We start from the raw sequence: 17816 nt of genomic DNA, 5'->3' as shown, positions 1-17816 counted from the left end.
AAAATTCACTCAATTTAAATGCAAAATCTTGCTATATTCGCAAAGCTTAATTTACATTTTTTACGGATGATTCATTCATGGCGCAACAATTATTGGCAGAACTTCAAGCTGGCACAGCAAAATTTGCTGACGTGATTGCATTTATTGAAGCACGTTATGTTCATACGCCAACAGCATTTCAAAATGGCCAGCAAAGCAACAGTGCCAATGAAAACCAAGGCAGTGCCAAAGTATTTTCTTTTGCACAGCTGAATGGCTTAGATCAAGCGCAAACTTTAAGTTTATTTGCTGAACATTATGCATCTGTACTGGCAACACCAGAAGCGACAGATCACCAAAATATTCGCCAATTTATGCTCAATGGCTGGGACGGCATTCAATTTGATGGCCAAGCCTTAACTGCAAAATAAGCCTATGCGCTGAGCAATCATATTCAATCGACTTTAAAGCAATCAAGCCAGCATTCGTGCTGGCTTGATCAGTAGAAATGTACGTAAAAAACCGTTAGTACACTCTAATCGCTTAAGAAATTCTAACTCGGCACTGCCATTCGTCAATCGAGGTTTTTTCCCACGGTCGTGCATGCTGTATATGCAGTACCTCTTCACCCGCTTGTTGTGCGGTAAAACGATAAGTTTTTTGACCACCTACACCTACAATAGGCGGATCACTTTGCTTTGGTTGATCCGATTTATACAGTTCTTCAACTTTAAATAGCTTAGGGCTTTTCGTTAAGCGCCAGACATAACCTGGGGTTGGGTTTTCATCTAATATGACTTCAAGTGTTTGGCCACGATCCATCTCTAAGAGTGCTGGACAGCTTTGCTTACCCGTAAAAATATGATTTTTACCATCGACCGTTGAGCTCAAACTACTACACCCACCCAAACCTAAGGCCAAAACCAAAGCCATACCCATTGCTTGTAACTTCATGATGATGCCAACTCAAATCTAACTTTTAACGCGTTCAATCCATTGAATTGAATCTACTCGAAAAACTTCACAAGCCCCATCCCCTGTATCGGTTGGGGTTAAGGATGAGGTCCAAACTAAGTCTTTGTCTTTAATTTCGACCAAATCACCTTTTAAGCGGACTAAATCACCGCGTTTAACTTTTTTAATTTCTTTGGCAATCGCAGGACTAGAAGGAATAATGTGCATATTTGACACCATCATCATCGCCTGCTTTTCAGGTACAGGAACTTTATCCATACGCCAGTTTAAATAGCGATCATATTGATTAACACTAATACGGCGAGCAATTTCTGGCTCGGCAAATAGCCCCCAGCTCACGGCATAATCGATAGGCGAAAATTTAGCTTGTTCATCATTGCTATAGGTTTTTGAACCTAAAATTCGAAAGTCACCATAAAATGGCTGCAAGGTAGAAATAGACTGCCCTTGAGCAACCGGCGCTAAACCTTTGGCAATATTATATTCCGATGATGCCTGCGCACCTGTTTGTAGCAGTATTGAAGCCAATACCGTACTGAGTAAAATCTTTTTCATCATCGGGTTACCTCTTTTCATTGCTTCGTTCAGGCCTTTGCAGTCGATGCCTTCGACCAACACAATCTAGCGGATGTTCAAGCCCAAATAGACCGATGATCAGCATCTCACCTGAAACTGAACGCTTGCTTAATCATTTATTTCTAATCTTATATTAAGGAAAAATTCGGCAGAAACATTAGTAACTTGGTAACAATTCAGCCCTATTGACGGGTATATGTCTTATCTTTTGAGCCATATTCGACTAAGCTTGGCAACATTCCCATTCATTTATAATAATAGCGCAACAATGATTTATAAATTTTATCAACAACATATCTTTCCGCACTTACTCAATCAAGTCATGCAAGTGCCCAGCTTAATGGATAAGCGCCGTGAACTGCTGTTGCCCATTCAAGGTGAAGTTTTAGAGATTGGTTTTGGTACAGGATTGAATCTTGCATTTTATCAAGCAGTAGATACCGTATATGCCCTAGAGCCCAATATTGAAATTTATCAACTGGCAGCACAGCGCATACATGAAACGCCTTTTGAGGTTCAACATATACAGGCCAGTGCTGAAAAACTCCCTTTTGCAGATCGTAGCTTAGACCATATTGTTTGTACTTGGACCTTATGCAGTATTGCCGATGTAGAACTTGCACTCGATGAAGTGTATCGGGTACTCAAAGTGGGAGGCACCTTCCATGTGGTTGAGCATGTTTTACACAATGAAAATCACAACATCCAGCGCCTACAAAATCTGTTCACCCCGCTACAAAAACGCGTGGCCGATGGCTGTCATTTAAACCGTAATATAGAACAAGCTTTAAAAAATGCAGACCTCGAAATTACTGAACTACAATATTTTGATGCTGAGGGCATTCCATCCATTGGACGTCGCATGTTGTTGGCACGGGCGGTAAAAAGCTGATGAATAACCTGCAACTGAATGCAGCGTTAAGACAAATGTAGCATTAAGACAACAGCTGAATATAGGTAATTTTGACGATACTGCATTGTGGTCTAGGTCGCGGTATATTCATGCCTGTCACAAAGCGCTTGCCCGTTTTCAGTTGCTGCACATTGACATATTGCCCTTGTAACTTCACATGCTGACCCGGTTTTAAACGTCGTAGTTGTTTGGTAATCCGCTCATTAGCAGCAATTGCGCTCACATTGAGGCTGTCTGCACGGACCTGATCTGCTGTTAAGCCTGAGTTCGGCTTGAGCTGAAACTCATAGCACCGACTGTGCTGATTAAAATCGACCTTTTTCAAATTATTCGCTTTAGCCAACATTCCCTGTACCAGCAATACATCCACATTGCTCAGATAAGCCAAATCGTTATATTCCCCCACCCATGCCGATGCACGGAATAGCGCACTTCTTTGTGCCGAATAAAAACGCTGACCCTCAACGGTAAAATCTCCAGAAAATTCACCGCGTGTTTCTAGCTGAAAATTTTTAAGAACACCCGGCTGTTCCAAATGTGGAATTTCTCTAAAATACGCATGCCAGGTCCAAATCAGCAATGCTAAACAAGTGAAGGCGATCAACAACTGCTTCATGCATTTATCTCCCAGCAAGTGCGAAGGTATGGCTTAACGCGTAAAAGAAGATCCTAATTAATCATCAAAATTAATTCTTATGGTTTCAAAACGTACACGTCCCTCAGCGATCGCTTGTGCAATTGCTTGCTGACCTTTGGTCAAGCGTGCACCACCACTTTTAATATCGATCAACACCACTTCAATATCATCTGCATGACCATCGCCATCACGATAATCGGTATAACCGTCAAAGACTACATAATCGACAGGATCGCCCAGAAACTTGGCATCACTCGGCAGGTACTGAAATTCAGGCATAATGGGTGCCAGTTGCTCTGCCATTTTTCCCTTTAATACTGCGCGACTGGTATTTACACTGCGCTTTTGGGCATGGGTTAAGGCCTGCTGATGCTCTAACTCCAACTCAGCAATATACTTTTCATACTCTGCTCGAATACGTCCATTGCGCGAGTTACTTAAAATGAGCGTAGTCAACACCGCCCCGATACATGCCCCAATTAACATGGCCATCCAAACCGACATCTGTTCTTCCTAATTCAATGGCTTAAACTGCAACTACAACTTTCGTTTTCTGTCCTATGCATTGCACAAAAGAATGATATGCTAGGGCCGAGCAGAATAAAATCATTATTGGGTCATGAAAACAATTTTAGTTGCCAATCAAAAAGGCGGATGCGGGAAAACCATAACAGCCATCAGTTTAGCTTCTGCACTGGCACAAAAAGGCTATAAAGTCGCTTTGGCCGATGCTGACAATCAAAAATCAGCTTTGCAATGGTTAAAGCAACGCCCCGAACAAGTCGCTTCTATTCAAAGCCTCGATTGGCGTCATGAAAAATCCATTGGCGATGCACCCAAAAATACTGAATATTTGATTATTGATGCCCCTGGTGCACTTTCTGGTGAACACGCCGAACAACTGATTAGTGAAGCCCACACGATCATTACCCCGCTACAACCCTCATTTTTTGACATCGATTCAACTCGCCGTTTTCTAAAGCATCTTCAAGACATTAAACGGATTCGTAAGGGTAAAGTTCAAATTTTACTGCTCGCCAACCGTGTCAAACCCAATGCAACCAGTGCAAAAGATATTCAAGATTTTTTTGCCAAAATTGAACAACAACCTGTTGCTTGGATTTCTGAACGTAGTGCTTATGGTCAATTGGCCATGCAAGGCTTGAGTGTATTTGATAAAACCCAAAAAAATTACATTAGCATTCAAAACCAATGGCAACCTATATTGAATGCTATTATTGATGATGAAAGCGACTGGTTTTAAGCCCTCGCTTTTTACTGTACTTTCGTCATCAAGTGAAGTGAAAATAAAAGGTTTTCATTGGTAAATACTCATTTTCGAGTAGTTTTTTTCAGTTAATATGGACCATGTCCTCTTTAATCATCTGAGAACTCAGTGCAACAATACGCGCCTACCTTACAAAAATTCTTATTGTTCGGATTGTTTTTTGTCCTGATCTTTTTAAGCTTTAATGTCTTAAAATATTTTATTGTGCCTGTGGTTTGGGCTGCAATTATTGCCTATATGACATGGCCACTGTATCAGCGCATTTTAAATGCTTGTAAAGGGCGTGCCACGCTCAGCGCTACACTGATGATCTTACTGGTGGTATTGGTCGTTGGCTTACCTGTAATTTTTGCAATCTTCTTGCTCCAACACGAAGGCCGTAATTTATATTATGAATTACAAAAACAAGTATTTTCAGGGCATTTGAACGTACCGCAATTTGTACGTGACTTGCCAATTATTGGTAAAGAAATTAACCGTACGCTACACGATTTAAATACAGACCCAAACAGTATTATTCAATCCGTGCAAATTTGGGTTCAGGGTCATTTAAATTATGGTAAAGCCTTAATTAATGAAGTCAGTAAAAACATTTTTAAATTGTGTTTTGCCGTCATGTCTTTATTTTTCTTTTACCGTGATGGTCAACTCATTTTAGACCAAGCCAGCAAAGCCTTAGAAAAAGTGATTGGTCCACGTATTCATCATTATTTGGCAACCATTTCAGACACCACACGGGCAGTTGTTTATGGTGTAGGTCTGACAGCGGTCGCACAAGCCACTTTAGCAGGCATTAGCTACTTTGTTGCAGGTGTGCCCAACCCCATGTTGCTCACTTTAGTGACCTTCATACTGGCACTCATTCCATTTGGCCCACCTGTGGCTTATACCTCGGTATCTTTATGGCTGTTTTCACAAGGTCAAACCATTGAAGCAATTGGGGTCATGGCATGGGGCGTGTGTATTGTGAGTACAGCAGACAACGTGATTCGACCTTTGGTCATTTCGGGTGCAACACAAATTCCATTCTTATTAATTATGTTTGGTGTATTAGGTGGTCTGGCAAGCTTTGGCATGGTCGGTTTATTTATTGGTCCAGTGATTTTGGCGGTGTTGTTGGCCATTTGGCGTGAATGGCTACATGAAGCCAATATTGAACCTGTACAAGTGCCAAAAACTACCCTAGCACATGACTTAGATGATGATTCAGATCTAAAAAACTAAATCGTCAGGCGCATCAAAATTAGGCGATATCATCATCGCAATAATATAAAGGCAAGGTTCATCCCTTGCCTTTTCTGTTACAGAGCAAAACCGAATTTACATGGCAGTTCATGCAAAGCTCTGTTTCAATAGGCAATGACCCTATAAAACCAAGGATGCTTTCATGCCACATTTAAACTTTAAAAAAACCACGAAAACCTTAGTTGGCCTCTCATTGGGTTCATTATTTATGCTGGGCTGTGCCAGTACAATGCCTTTAAAAGATGGTGCACCTAGCCAACAAGTTAGCGTTAATGCCGTAACACCTGCGGGTATTGGCGCGACCATTGGCACGATTCACTTGGAAGATAGTCAGGCTGGCTTAGTGCTTCATACTCAATTAAGCCAATTACCTGCTGGCCCACATGGTTTTCATATTCATGAAGTCGGATCATGTGCACCTGCCAGCAAAGATGGAAAAATGGGCGCTGCTTTAGCTGCAGGTAGCCATTTTAACCCGAATAAAGCACCCAATCATGGTACGCCATTAACAGGCCACTTGGGTGACTTACCATTACTAAATGTACAAGCTGACGGTACAGCACAAGTGACGCTGGTTGCGCCACGTTTAAAACTGGCCGATGTACAAGGCCGTGCCATCATGATTCATGCTGGCGGTGACAACTACTCAGACTCACCAAAAGCATTGGGCGGTGGTGGCGATCGAATTGCATGTGGTGTGATTCAATAAACACACAAATAAATTGATCAAGCGATATGGCAATAACTGTGGATAAAATTGATTTTATCCGCAGTCAGCAATGACCTAAATAGCGCCCACGATTCACGGCCTTATCCACGTGATTTCGACTGATTTCTTAGAGCATAGCGTCTGCAATGCTCTAAGTAACCCGCCTCATGCTCGCTAATGAGTTCGACGATGCTACGCCACAACCAAAACGGCGCATCAATGGTTTTAGATTGAGCGCGCTTCAACTCTTTGATCCATGACTTACGTTCGACTTGTGTCATTTGCCTCACATGCGCCCGCCCAACCACAAAAGCCAAATAAAAGGCTAAATTTCGCGCTTCAAATTGATTGGTACCCTCAATTTCTAGCTTCAAATCCTGAGGCATGAGCTCTCGAATAAAGACCGAAGTATCTAAAAACTGAGATGCGCGCATGCGGCTACCTAAATAAGGCGATAAATGCCGTGCGCCTTCGACGATCCGCTCAGCATTGTCTCTGGGCATAGAGGCTTCGGTATAGGTGGCGCCAGTGCGCGAGCGGCTTCTTTTAAATCCATGAGGCAAAGGTCACTGCCTTCACTGATGTGATGATGATTGGTATCCATCAGCACGATATAGCATAGCAGTCCCAAAGAACTACAGCCTTTGACCCAATACGCCGCATCAAGCATGTGAATACGATCTGCCTCACTGCGTTGCCCAATCATCATAACTAAGTCACTGACATGCTCCTGACGAAACAGCTGTTCGATTGCTTTATGTTCTTTTTTGAGTAAAGGCCAAAATTTACGCCCCAGCTCAATTTTAGGTTCTAATCCCTGCAAGCGTTCTTTGGCTAAACTTTTCCACGTACGTTTATAAGCCTGCTGCATAACACCATGTACAGCACGTGGCCGATTGACTAAATCTGTAGGCTGGCCTTCATTTTCCAACGCATGCACATAACCTGCATACAGAGCTTCAACCATTTGCGCAGTGACTACGCCTGGCAAATCAGAACTGCGCAGTGCTGTTGCCAGTGATAATCCCAAACGAATCAAATCATTCACAGGATTGCCAATGACCGTTTGATCCAGATCTCGAATTTCAATTTCAATCTGACCTTCTACATTGGCCACTGGCCCAAGATTTCCTGTATGGCAGTCACCACAGATCCAAACTGCAGGCCCCTGCGGAATCGAGCTGATTTCAGCAGCTTTAAGCCAGTCATAGTATTTGGCAGTATTGCCTCGCACATAGGCATGAATCGAACGCGCCATTTTTAAATTGCGCTTTTCTGTCAGCGCATCACTGCGTTGCCTCGGCTGACAAATATCACTTTTGATTATTTTTGGCATGATTTGTGTCTATTTTTTTTGAGTATTTACAGAATTCTGCATCTAATTCACTCTAAAATGCAGAGATGAACGAATGTTTTCTGTTGGGATTATGTTCTCAACATTTTCCTGCGTGCTAGCAAGCAATATGCTGCTGAGAGCCATATAGGTAAAAATTGAACGTGAATCTGCCACCATCATTACTACAAGGTTTTAAATCCAATGCACTGGCAATTTATTGCGTGCAAATTTGCATTGTGCTGAGTGGTTCTACGCTCGGACTGCATTTTCTTGGGTTAGAAACCCTGATTGTGCCTGTGACTCTGGGTGCAATTGCCACCGCACTGACAGACTTTGATGACCGACTCAGCATCAGGCTCCGTAATTTGGCCTATGTGTGTATCTTATTTTTTAGCGTAAGCAGTATTTTAGATGCCTTGCATCCCTATCCCGTGCTGTTTGCCATATATTTGTCATTCTCCAGTGCCTGCCTCATTTTGATGGGAGCGCTCGGCCAGCGCTATGCTGCGATTTCTTTTGGCACAATTTTGCTATCCATTTACACCATGTTTGGCCTTGGTGAATACACACCGTGGTATTTTCAGCCCAGCGCTTTTGTTTTAGGTGCGCTGTGGTATGGCGCCACCGCAATTGTGTTCTATCTGATTAAGCCGACACTGCCTGTACAAGATCAGTTGGCACGCTGCTTTAAACAAATTGCCTCTGTGCTACATGCGAAGTCACTGTTATTTGATCCAGATAATCGCGCCAATGTTGAAGAACTCTTATATGCCTTACCACTACAAAATAGCGCGGTGGTGGATAGCTTAAATCGCACAAAGGCCTCATTGCTCACACGGCTAAAAGCCTCTCGTGCCAATCAAAAAACCATTTACTGGCTCAAACTGTACTTTTTGGCGCAAGATCTGCACGAACAGGTCAGCGCAAATTATCTGCATTATGAGCAGATTCACCTTAATTTTAGTCGCACAGATCTGATTTTCCGCATTCAAAAAAATATCCGCCTACAGGCAATCGCGTGTGAGGAACTGGCACAGTGTATTTTAAATAGTCAGGCCTATCAGCCCAACGCCAATGCCTCAATCGCACTACAGAATTTGCATAGCTCCATGCATGACTGGATTCAGAATAATCCACACAACATTGAAGTAAAAAATCTACAATTGGTGCTGAATAATTTGGACAGCATGCAGGAGCGTTTTGCGCATTTAAATGATTTAAACAGCCCGCAGGAACATCTGCCGCAGCAGCTAGATCAACTCAATTTATATGATGATGACATTCATGGCGCCCGTGATTTATGGCTTAAGCTGAAGCAGCATCTCACGCCACAGTCGGCGCTGTTTCGCCACGCGGTGCGGATTGCCTTTGTTTTTGCAGTTGGCTACGGTATCTCACTCTTACCCTTTGCACGAAATGGCTACTGGATTTTACTGACCAGTTTATTTGTTTGCCAAATGCGTTACTTTGCCACCAAAAGTCGCTTAAAAATGCGCACGCTCGGCACTGTACTGGGTGTATTACTGGGCATTCCAGTGTTGTATTTTGTGCCGAGTACCGAAGGCCAATTATTGTTGGTGATTATTTTTGGGGTCTGCTTTTTCTATTTAAGTGCCAAAAAATATGCCATGGCGACGCTGATGGCGACCCTCATGGTACTGCTGATTTTTAATTTAAAAGGCGCAGGTTATGCCATTATTTTGCCAAGGATTATAGATACTATTTTAGGTTGTTTGATTGCATGGTTTGCCGTCAGCTTTATTTGGCCAGACTGGGACTTTCGTAATATTTCTAGCACCATCAAAAAAAGCACACAAGCCACGCTACAGTATTTTAATGCTGTGCTAGATGAATATATCGGTGGCCGTAGCAACAGCATGACTTATCGCCATGCGCGGCGCGATGCGCATAATGCGCAAACTGAGCTGGCCAGCATGATTTCCAGTTTAAGTACAGAGCCAAACCCTGACCCTGAACTGATTCACCATGCTTTTCGTTATCTGGTGTATAGCCATAGCCAACTGAGTTATGTGTCTGCTTTGGGTAGCCACCGCGAACAAGTTCAAGATGCACAAGTACTCGACCTACTACAGTGGTGTAAAACTGCTCTAGCGGATTCCCTGTTACAACCCAATTTAGCGCTGGATGAAATTCAGCAGAAGCTTTTGGAAATAAAACAACTGAATGCACAGGATAATTTATCCAGCCATTTACAACTGGTGCTCAAGCAAATCAGCCTATTGCTCGAAACCTTGCCAGAGCTACTGGCACTGAAAACAGAACTCCTCCGACGCGATATTAAATAGCCAAAGCGCATCTTATATAAAAGTATTGGCACACCAATAACCAAGCGCATAGCTTGGTTATTAGTATTTGATTTATATTAATTTTAATAAAATAATCTTTTGTTTTCCCCATCGCTTTTCAGTACACTCAAGGTTCATTCTCATTCTAGCCATGACCATGAATATTCAAACTTTACGCATTGTGGGTACTTTAGAAGGCCTATCCTTTTTACTTTTACTGTTTATTGCCATGCCCCTAAAGTACATGATGGGTAATCCAATTTTAGTCAAATACGTTGGCATGGGACACGGCGTATTATTTATCGCATTTCTTGTGGTGCTGTTTATTGTTTGCGAAAAACAAAAATGGTCGCTCAGTGTATTTTTAATGGGTTTAGTCGCATCAATCTTGCCATTTGGCCCTTTTGTATTTGATGCCAAATTAAAGAAATTAGCACAAGAAAAAACGTCGGTTTAATAGAACTACTCAGTTCAACGGCCGTACATTCAGGCAAGGCGATGCGATCAAGACCATTGATCTGCCCTGCCTGTAGTGGTTTTTGTTATGCCGTTTAAAACTCACCCGCCTCACGGCGTTCCTGCAAAATACGCATAAATGCACGGCGCGGGAAACTAAACCACAGTGCAATAAGTGCCAAACAAGAAAAACCATAGGCGCTAATATGAAATTGCTCATACAGCATGCGCACCAGCTCAATCACAATAAAAAAGCCAAACATCATCAGTACAGACACAGCCGCTGCGACAGTTCCTTTGGATACCTCCGACGACATCAAAGCAAAACGATACAATACCGAAAAGCTCATGCCTTCACCAAAGCTCACCAAGGTCATGCCAATAATCACGCAGTAAATAAAATACTGAGGCAACATCACGCCCAGTACCACAATGGCAGTCCCCAACAACATTAACGGTAAACCAAACAATACTGTGCGCCCAAGGGCCAAGCGGTCAATAATATTTAACAGCACAATATTGCCTAAAATAAGCCCACCGAGCACAGGAAACTGTGCCAAACCATATTGCATACTGCTCAGGCCGAGCTCTTCAACCAACATCACTGGAGACAGTGCAATCCATAGCATTAAAGGCATTGCGACCATGGGCAAGCCCAAGGTCAGGCTTAAAAAGCGTTTATTTTTAAAGACCTGTTTAAAATCATCCACAATATAGCTTAAAGGCTGTTTGGGTATACTTTGCTTCGGTGCAGGCATTTTGGCTTTGAGGCCAAACCAACTTAAAAAGGCTAAAAATGCAATGCCAATAAAGCCCCAATGCCATGACACATGATCAATTAAAAATGCCCCAATTACAGGCCCAATTAAAGGTGCAAGCAAGGAAATATTGGCCATCAATGCCATCACTTTAATGGCATCACGCTCTTCAAATGTTTCTTGTATGGCAGCATAGCCCACAGCTGAAATGACCGATAAACCAAAGCCTTGTAAAAAGCGTAGAGTTAAAAAGCTTTCAATGTTCTGAGTAAGCAAAATGAGCAGGCAACAGATGGTAAAAAATGCCACACCACCCAACAGGACTTTTTTACGCCCTAAGCGGTCAGACAATGGCCCTAAAATTGCCGCAACACATGCACCACCCAACAAATAGAAAGACATAGATGAGGGTGCCCAAGCACTGCTTACACCAAACTCTTTGGTAATGGCAAGCATCGCGGGCTGTACAAGGTCATTGCCGATATAAACTGAAAATTCAAATAAAACCAAAGCCAGCGGAAACATTAATGTTGCACGGCTCAGTTTTGTTACGGGTACATTTTGCATTGTTATCTACATATAAAGGTGCACACTGCATGGGGCGTGTCTTAATTTTGGGGAGAGACACTCCAGCCCAATGGCAGGCACTGTAATTCATTAAAATAAAAAGCTGTGCGAAATATGCTGTGTTGCACCGTATTCACAAGGTGCTTATAAAAAGAGAAAGTGCTGTATTCAATAATAGAACTTAAAGTTGCACGGAGCATGCTTTAAGTTCTGTCAGTTTAGCAGTGTTTATTTAAATTGTATGCCGTGATTTTTTCAGCTTGATGACATTAACTGCCCTCTGCTGGGCTGTGTATAAATGTGCCATTTTTTAAATCTTCATAGCATTGTAGTATTTGTTCATAGCTGTTCATCACAAAGTAACCGCGACCATAAATCGGCTCATTCAAAGGCGCAGCACTTAGGTAAAGCAGTTTGCAGTCACGCTGTGCGGTTATTTCAACATGCTCGCCTAAGCTGGACATCACCGCCATGTGGTTATCTTCCAGTTCATCAGCGCTTCCTGCAAATACTGCACGGCCAGAGCGCATATAGATGAGTGTGGTATCTCCCGCCTGTGCAGGTAGCTGTACGGTTTGGCCTTGTTTGATAAATACACCATACACTTGCATAGGGGTATGGGTTTCTGCTGGCCCGACATGGCCTGCGTATTCTCCTGCAATCACACGGATATAACCTGCATCATCTGCAAATGTCACTTTAGGAATGCTGTTATTGCTTAGGCTTTGGTAACGTGGCGGGTTCATTTTGTCTTTGGCGGGCAAGTTGACCCACAGCTGGAGCATTTCAAATGGGCCGCCTGCTTTGGAAAATGCTTCGCTAAACACTTCTTTGTGCTGTATGCCTGAGGCTGCCGTCATCCACTGTACATCGCCTGCATAAATTACACCACCACCGCCTGTGGTATCGCGGTGTTCCAGTTCGCCTTTAAACATGATGGTGACGGTTTCAAAACCGCGGTGCGGGTGTTCGTCCACACCTTTACGCAGTTGGGTGGGTTTGAGTGTGCCGGGGCCTAAGTGGTCGAGCAGTAAAAATGGTGAAACTGTATTGCCCAGTTCATAATGGGAAAAGACTGAGGTGACTGGAGAAAAGTCACCTACAGCGGATTGGGTTGTGGTGTTATGAATAAAGGCGAGGGTTTTCATGTTGTTGTATGCATTCTTGTTGATGCTTTGATCTTAGCCGATCAAGTACAGGGATTCGATAGGCTAAGTGGTTTTCAGTGTCGCAGTTTTAGGATGATTTTACTCAACAGCTTTTTTTGCTTTCAAAGCTTCTGCTAATACTTTATTCGCTTCAGTGAGCAACTTAATTTGTTCTAAAGAATTATCAGAACTTGATGCATTTTTAGAGTCATTAAAAAGCTCTTGTCCAAAGAAACGATCAGCTAAATGTTTGCGTAAATCTAAACGATCTTCGTCTTTTAGCTCGCGGACATACAAAGGGAACGAAGCTAATTCTGTTCCTAGCATTTGTGCTTTATATGCGACTTTACGATGCTTTGAAGACTCTTTTGTCAAATACCATGCTGGTGTTGTTAAGCTAAACAGCATAAGTGTTTTTAATACACTATCCCAGCCCAATGGAATGTGAATATAAACATTACTTCTTAAATGATTCCAGTTTTGAATAGAGAAATTCAAAAATCCTAATAATAAAATTAAGCCAACAAAAGCAAAAATAATTAATGCCCAATTTCTATATTTATCAGCAATTTCAATTTCTCTTTCATAAATATCAATATAAAGATTTTTAATTTCAGAATTGCTTTTCCGATCAATTAGCACATTAAATTTTGAGTGTTTTTCTTCAAATTTATTTAAATTCTCAATAACTTTAACGTATTCTCTATCAATTACTTCATTTTTCTGTTCTATTGAAACTTGTATACCTTCAATAGACTTGAACTTTTCCATTAACCGATCAAGTTCAACTTCTTTATTTTTATTTTCAAAAATTTTCGATAATTCTTTCCGCAATACTATTTCTTCTTCCAAATAACTATCCGATATAGAATTATCTGAAATAATTTGAGCTAGACCATCCATAATTTTCTTAGAAATATCTTCTAAAATTATTAGCTTCCTATCACTTTTATTTTGTTTATATGATTTTAGGCACGCATATAAGGATGTTAATAGTTTTTCATCTATATGAAACACATAGCGCCATTCATTATTTAAATTTAAGAATTGTTCCCGTAGTTCATAAAAACTCACAATTTCGTTAAGATGGTTTTGCGGAATATCTAATTCTAATAAAATTGTATAAATATTCTTAATTAATACAATATTTTTATAATTCATTATTCACCCCAAAAAAAAGCGCATCAACTGATACGCTTTTTATGAGGCATTCCTGCCTATTTTTCAACCATAAATCAAAGATTTATTAAGGGCATTTCGCTGTTTGAAAAGCCTTGGAATTTTTACCGCGATAGCATTGGAACTCTTTAGACGTACCCACTCTATTCCACTGCCCATCTACATTTTTAAAACGGTACACCGTACGAACCGACTTTACAGAATCATCCATTAAACCCGTTTCAGTCACTTTCACTTCAGCGGCCGTTGGCGACTCCACACGGTTAAAGTACTGACGGATTTCAACCGTAGTTAATTCCTTACGCAAATCATCACGCTCTTTTAGTACTTGAGCCAATGGCGTATCCGAACCGCCCAAATTCACTTTATTGGCAATTTTTTGTGTGGTCGCGCAACCTGTAAACATCAGCGCACATACTGCTGCAGCTGTCATCAGACTTGTTTTCATCTTTATATCCAAATAAACAAACATCCATACAGCGCATGATGCCTTGTTCTGCCCGCTTACTCTATTTGGTAAATGTAAGCTCCGCTGCTTCTGCACCAAATTCAGTTTTAGATAATACAAGTGCAAGATACGCGAGTGCGGTAAGGATGTCGCACGTTCCATAAAAAAACGCATCCGAAGATGCGTTTTAAATTCTTAATCTTTTAAATTAAAGATCAAACAATTTACCTGGGTTCATAATGCCTTGCGGGTCAAATACTTGCTTAAGCGCTTTCATGTATTCAATTTCTTCCGCTGAACGCGTGTAGTCTAAGTATGGCTTCTTCGTCATACCTACACCGTGTTCTGCAGAAATTGAACCGTCGTATTTTTTCACAGTTTCAAATACGTACTTGTTCACCACTTGGCATTTACCAAAGAATTCATCTTTCGTTAAATTCTCAGGTTTTAAAATGTTCAAGTGCAAGTTGCCGTCACCAATATGACCGAACCAGCAGATTTCAAAGTCTGGGTAGTTGTCTGCAACAATTGCATCAATTTCTTTAATAAACGCAGGTACGTGTGTAATAAGTACTGAAATGTCGTTTTTGTACGGCGTAAATGGCGCGATTGACTCAGAAATATCTTCACGTAAACGCCATAAGCTATGCACTTGGTCTAGGCTTTGGCTCATCACGCCATCATGTACCCAACCTTGTTCCATGCAGTGCTCAAAAATTTCCATCGCCTTGTCCATAATCGGCTCAAATGGCGCTTCAAATTCAAGAAGTACATAGAACGGGCATTCCGTTTCAAATGGACGCTGTACATGGCCGTTGGCAAGCACTTTCTGCATTGCTACTTCACCAAAGAACTCAAATGCAGTTAGGTCAATTTTTGCTTGGAAAGCATGAAGTACTGGCATAACTGCTTCAAAGTCAGGTACACCCAAGACCATCACTTGCAAGTCTTGTGGCTGGCGCTCAAGCTTAATTTCAGCTTCAGTCACTAAACCAAGCGTACCTTCACCACCAATGAATAAATGCTGCAGCGCATAACCCGTCGCGTTCTTGATCATGCCTTTGTTCAAGCGAAGGATGTCACCTTTACCTGTGACTACAGTCAGACCTAACACCCAGTTACGTGTCATGCCGTATTTAATTACTTTAATACCGCCAGCATTGGTACCAATGTTGCCGCCAATTTGGCTTGAACCCGCAGAAGCAAAGTCCACTGGATAGTACATGCCCTGTTCTTCGGCATAGTTCTGAAGTTGTTCAGTCACCACACCTGCTTGAACGCGAACCATGCGGTCAGCTGGGAAGAATTCCAAAATTTGGTTCATCTTGTCCATGCTCACCACGATTTCACCGTTGGCAGCCACAGCACCTGCTGATAAACCTGTACGACCGCCACTTGGCGTGATCGCAACATTAAATTGGTTCGCAAGTTTTACAATTGCTTGTACTTGCTCAGTCGTTGATGGAAAAACGATTACCGATGGATTTGGATCGAAGTGCTTAGTATGGTCACGTCCCCAATTTTCGAGACTATCTGCATCTGTTTTAATGCGATTTTCGCCAACAATAGCGGTCAATTGGGTCAATAACTCTGGGGTTAAAGCGACTGGAGCATTCATCGTTTTCAGACCTTGCAAGGATTAAACAAGTGGTGTTCGGTGCCTCGGTTTATTCGCTGTCTAGCAATTTTTAGCTGAATAAAACCTAGACACATTGTGAAGATTAAACCAACGATATGGCATTGGCGTTTTTCACGAAGTCGTATTATAAGGCATTTTTAAACGGAAACCCGCAGAAATCAGCATTTTGTAAATGTCACTTTGTAAATTACACAGTTAATTAGACCTGCAACGACAATTAATGACAGCAAATTTGCCCAAATAGACGATTGTAGCGTCATAAAGGAAATGTATATAGCCCTAATTGCTATGCTATGATATGCGCACTAAATTTGGCCTTTGTAGCGGAGCCGTAATGAGCCAACATCTTTCTTTGCCTAAAGATAAAATTCGTTTCTTGTTGTTAGAAGGCGTTCATCAAAACGCGATCGACACATTAAATGCTGCCGGATACACAAATATTGATTACCGTAAAACAGCGCTTGAGGGTGATGCGCTGAAAGAAGCGATCAAAGATGCGCACTTCATTGGTATTCGTTCGCGTACACAACTTACTGAAGAAGTATTTGAAGCTGCGAACAAACTAATTGCTGTGGGTTGTTTCTGTATTGGTACAAACCAAGTGAACTTGAACGCTGCGATGGTTCGCGGTATTCCAGTATTTAACGCACCATACTCAAATACTCGTTCAGTGGCTGAACTTGTACTTGCTGAAGCGATTCTTCTTCTTCGCCGTGTACCTGAAAAATCTACAGATACACATGCAGGCGGTTGGAACAAATCTGCTGTAGGTTCGTTTGAAACTCGTGGTAAGACTCTAGGTATCGTTGGTTACGGTTCAATCGGTTCTCAACTTTCTGTGCTTGCAGAAAGCATGGGTATGAAAGTAATTTACTTCGACACAGTAACTAAATTACCGCTAGGTAATGCACGTCAAGTAGGTACTCTAGGCGAACTTCTTGCAAATGCAGACGTTGTATCTCTACACGTTCCTGATGTTCCGTCTACACGTAACTTCATGACCAAAGAACAATTTGCACAAATGAAAGAAGGTTCAATCTTCATCAATGCTGCACGTGGTACATGTGTTGTGATTGAAGACCTTGCTGATGCGCTTAAATCAGGCCACATTGCTGGTGCTGCAGTTGACGTATTCCCGAAAGAGCCTAAAGCAAACGGTGAAGAATTTGTTTCTCCACTACGCAACATTCCAAACGTAATTTTGACACCGCACGTAGGTGGTTCAACCATCGAAGCGCAAGCAAACATTGGTTTAGAAGTGGGTGAAAAATTCGTTGCTTACTCAGATAAAGGTATGACTTTATCTGCTGTGAACTTCCCAGAAATCGCACTTCCGTTGACTGAAGGCAAACACCGTTTGCTTCACATTCACAAAAACGTGCCTGGCGTGTTGTCTAAAATCAACAACTTGTTTGCAGAACACGGCATTAACATTTCTGGTCAGTCTTTAATGACTAAAGGCGATGTTGGTTACCTCGTAATGGATGTTGACGCAACTGCTTCTCAAGAAGCACTTGATACACTGCATGAAGTTGAAGGCACAATCCGCGTACGCGTATTGTTCTAATTCTACTGCGGTTTTAAAACCACAGCTTTCAAGCTGTGGTTTTTTATTTTTGTAACATTTAAAAATTAGGCTATTGTCTCTCTCCCGCTA

General features: G+C 41.9%; 17 protein-coding genes and 1 pseudogene. 8 read left to right on the top strand and 10 right to left on the bottom strand.

The genetic code is table 11. From position 1 onward, the window contains the following. Positions 1-77 precede the first annotated feature (77 nt). Positions 78-410, top strand: coding sequence for a HopJ type III effector protein (locus C9E88_RS02055; RefSeq protein ID WP_106983993.1), 333 nt, complete (start codon positions 78-80; stop codon positions 408-410). A gap of 112 nt (positions 411-522) precedes the next feature. Here C9E88_RS02055 and C9E88_RS02050 read toward each other — a convergent pair whose 3' ends face one another. Together C9E88_RS02050 and C9E88_RS02045 are read right to left on the bottom strand one after the other, a co-directional pair. Next, a complete protein-coding gene (locus tag C9E88_RS02050) occupies positions 523-933 on the bottom strand; it encodes a protease inhibitor I42 family protein (RefSeq protein ID WP_106983992.1) in 411 nt (136 codons plus the stop codon). An 18-nt stretch (positions 934-951) separates the two neighbouring features. Beyond that, entirely contained in the window at positions 952-1509 is a 558-nt protein-coding gene (locus C9E88_RS02045; protein ID WP_425267153.1) for a hypothetical protein, read from the bottom strand. Between the two features lie 289 nt (positions 1510-1798). Between C9E88_RS02045 and C9E88_RS02040 the strand changes: the two genes are divergently transcribed. After that, on the top strand, positions 1799-2422 hold the full coding sequence (locus C9E88_RS02040) for a class I SAM-dependent methyltransferase (protein WP_106983991.1): 624 nt from the start codon (positions 1799-1801) through the stop codon (positions 2420-2422). Positions 2423-2465: 43 nt separating this feature from the next. Here C9E88_RS02040 and C9E88_RS02035 read toward each other — a convergent pair whose 3' ends face one another. Together C9E88_RS02035 and C9E88_RS02030 are read right to left on the bottom strand one after the other, a co-directional pair. Beyond that, positions 2466-3059: a hypothetical protein gene (locus C9E88_RS02035; RefSeq protein ID WP_106983990.1), complete on the bottom strand. Its 594-nt coding sequence runs from the start codon at positions 3057-3059 to the stop codon at positions 2466-2468. A gap of 57 nt (positions 3060-3116) precedes the next feature. Continuing rightward, a complete protein-coding gene (locus C9E88_RS02030) occupies positions 3117-3584 on the bottom strand; it encodes a Holliday junction resolvase-like protein (protein ID WP_106983989.1) in 468 nt (155 codons plus the stop codon). A 115-nt stretch (positions 3585-3699) separates the two neighbouring features. On the opposite strand from C9E88_RS02030, the gene C9E88_RS02025 reads away from it, so the two are divergent. The 3 genes from C9E88_RS02025 to sodC all read left to right on the top strand — a co-directional run bounded on the left by C9E88_RS02025 (position 3700) and on the right by sodC (position 6322). Further along, positions 3700-4344: a ParA family protein gene (locus C9E88_RS02025; protein WP_106983988.1), complete on the top strand. Its 645-nt coding sequence runs from the start codon at positions 3700-3702 to the stop codon at positions 4342-4344. A gap of 132 nt (positions 4345-4476) precedes the next feature. Further along, positions 4477-5592: an AI-2E family transporter gene (locus C9E88_RS02020; RefSeq protein WP_106983987.1), complete on the top strand. Its 1116-nt coding sequence runs from the start codon at positions 4477-4479 to the stop codon at positions 5590-5592. A 229-nt stretch (positions 5593-5821) separates the two neighbouring features. Beyond that, the gene (sodC, locus tag C9E88_RS02015) at positions 5822-6322 is read left to right on the top strand and encodes a superoxide dismutase family protein (protein ID WP_227865912.1); all 501 of its coding nucleotides are present in this window, start codon (positions 5822-5824) and stop codon (positions 6320-6322) included. A 101-nt stretch (positions 6323-6423) separates the two neighbouring features. Here the strand turns inward: sodC and C9E88_RS02010 are convergent. After that, positions 6424-7580, bottom strand: a pseudogene (locus tag C9E88_RS02010) (DUF2252 family protein). A gap of 239 nt (positions 7581-7819) precedes the next feature. On the opposite strand from C9E88_RS02010, the gene yccS reads away from it, so the two are divergent. Together yccS and C9E88_RS02000 are read left to right on the top strand one after the other, a co-directional pair. Beyond that, positions 7820-9964 carry a YccS family putative transporter gene (gene yccS, locus C9E88_RS02005; RefSeq protein ID WP_106983985.1) on the top strand — a complete coding sequence of 715 codons (2145 nt, stop codon included), beginning with the start codon at positions 7820-7822 and terminating at the stop codon, positions 9962-9964. 157 nt (positions 9965-10121) lie between these two features. Further along, on the top strand, positions 10122-10421 hold the full coding sequence (locus tag C9E88_RS02000; RefSeq protein WP_106983984.1) for a DUF3817 domain-containing protein: 300 nt from the start codon (positions 10122-10124) through the stop codon (positions 10419-10421). Between the two features lie 94 nt (positions 10422-10515). On the opposite strand, the gene craA is transcribed toward C9E88_RS02000, so the two are convergent. From craA to C9E88_RS01975, 5 genes are all read right to left on the bottom strand, one after another. Further along, a complete protein-coding gene (craA, locus tag C9E88_RS01995) occupies positions 10516-11745 on the bottom strand; it encodes a chloramphenicol efflux MFS transporter CraA (protein WP_106983983.1) in 1230 nt (409 codons plus the stop codon). A gap of 269 nt (positions 11746-12014) precedes the next feature. Continuing rightward, complete coding sequence (locus tag C9E88_RS01990) at positions 12015-12893, bottom strand: pirin family protein (RefSeq protein WP_106983982.1); 879 nt, start codon at positions 12891-12893, stop codon at positions 12015-12017. 99 nt (positions 12894-12992) lie between these two features. Next, complete coding sequence (locus C9E88_RS01985; RefSeq protein ID WP_106983981.1) at positions 12993-14054, bottom strand: hypothetical protein; 1062 nt, start codon at positions 14052-14054, stop codon at positions 12993-12995. An 85-nt stretch (positions 14055-14139) separates the two neighbouring features. Then, on the bottom strand, positions 14140-14520 hold the full coding sequence (locus C9E88_RS01980) for a hypothetical protein (protein ID WP_106983980.1): 381 nt from the start codon (positions 14518-14520) through the stop codon (positions 14140-14142). Positions 14521-14728: 208 nt separating this feature from the next. Next, on the bottom strand, positions 14729-16138 hold the full coding sequence (locus tag C9E88_RS01975; RefSeq protein WP_106983979.1) for an FAD-binding oxidoreductase: 1410 nt from the start codon (positions 16136-16138) through the stop codon (positions 14729-14731). A 355-nt stretch (positions 16139-16493) separates the two neighbouring features. Here C9E88_RS01975 and serA point away from each other — a divergent pair, with 355 nt between their 5' ends. After that, on the top strand, positions 16494-17726 hold the full coding sequence (gene serA, locus C9E88_RS01970; RefSeq protein ID WP_106983978.1) for a phosphoglycerate dehydrogenase: 1233 nt from the start codon (positions 16494-16496) through the stop codon (positions 17724-17726). The last annotated feature ends 90 nt before the right edge of the window (positions 17727-17816 follow it).

Origin of the sequence: Acinetobacter cumulans, from assembly GCF_003024525.3 — a bacterium.
Classification (GTDB): Bacteria; Pseudomonadota; Gammaproteobacteria; order Pseudomonadales; family Moraxellaceae; genus Acinetobacter; species Acinetobacter cumulans.
This window is presented reverse-complemented; position numbering and strand designations above follow the sequence as displayed.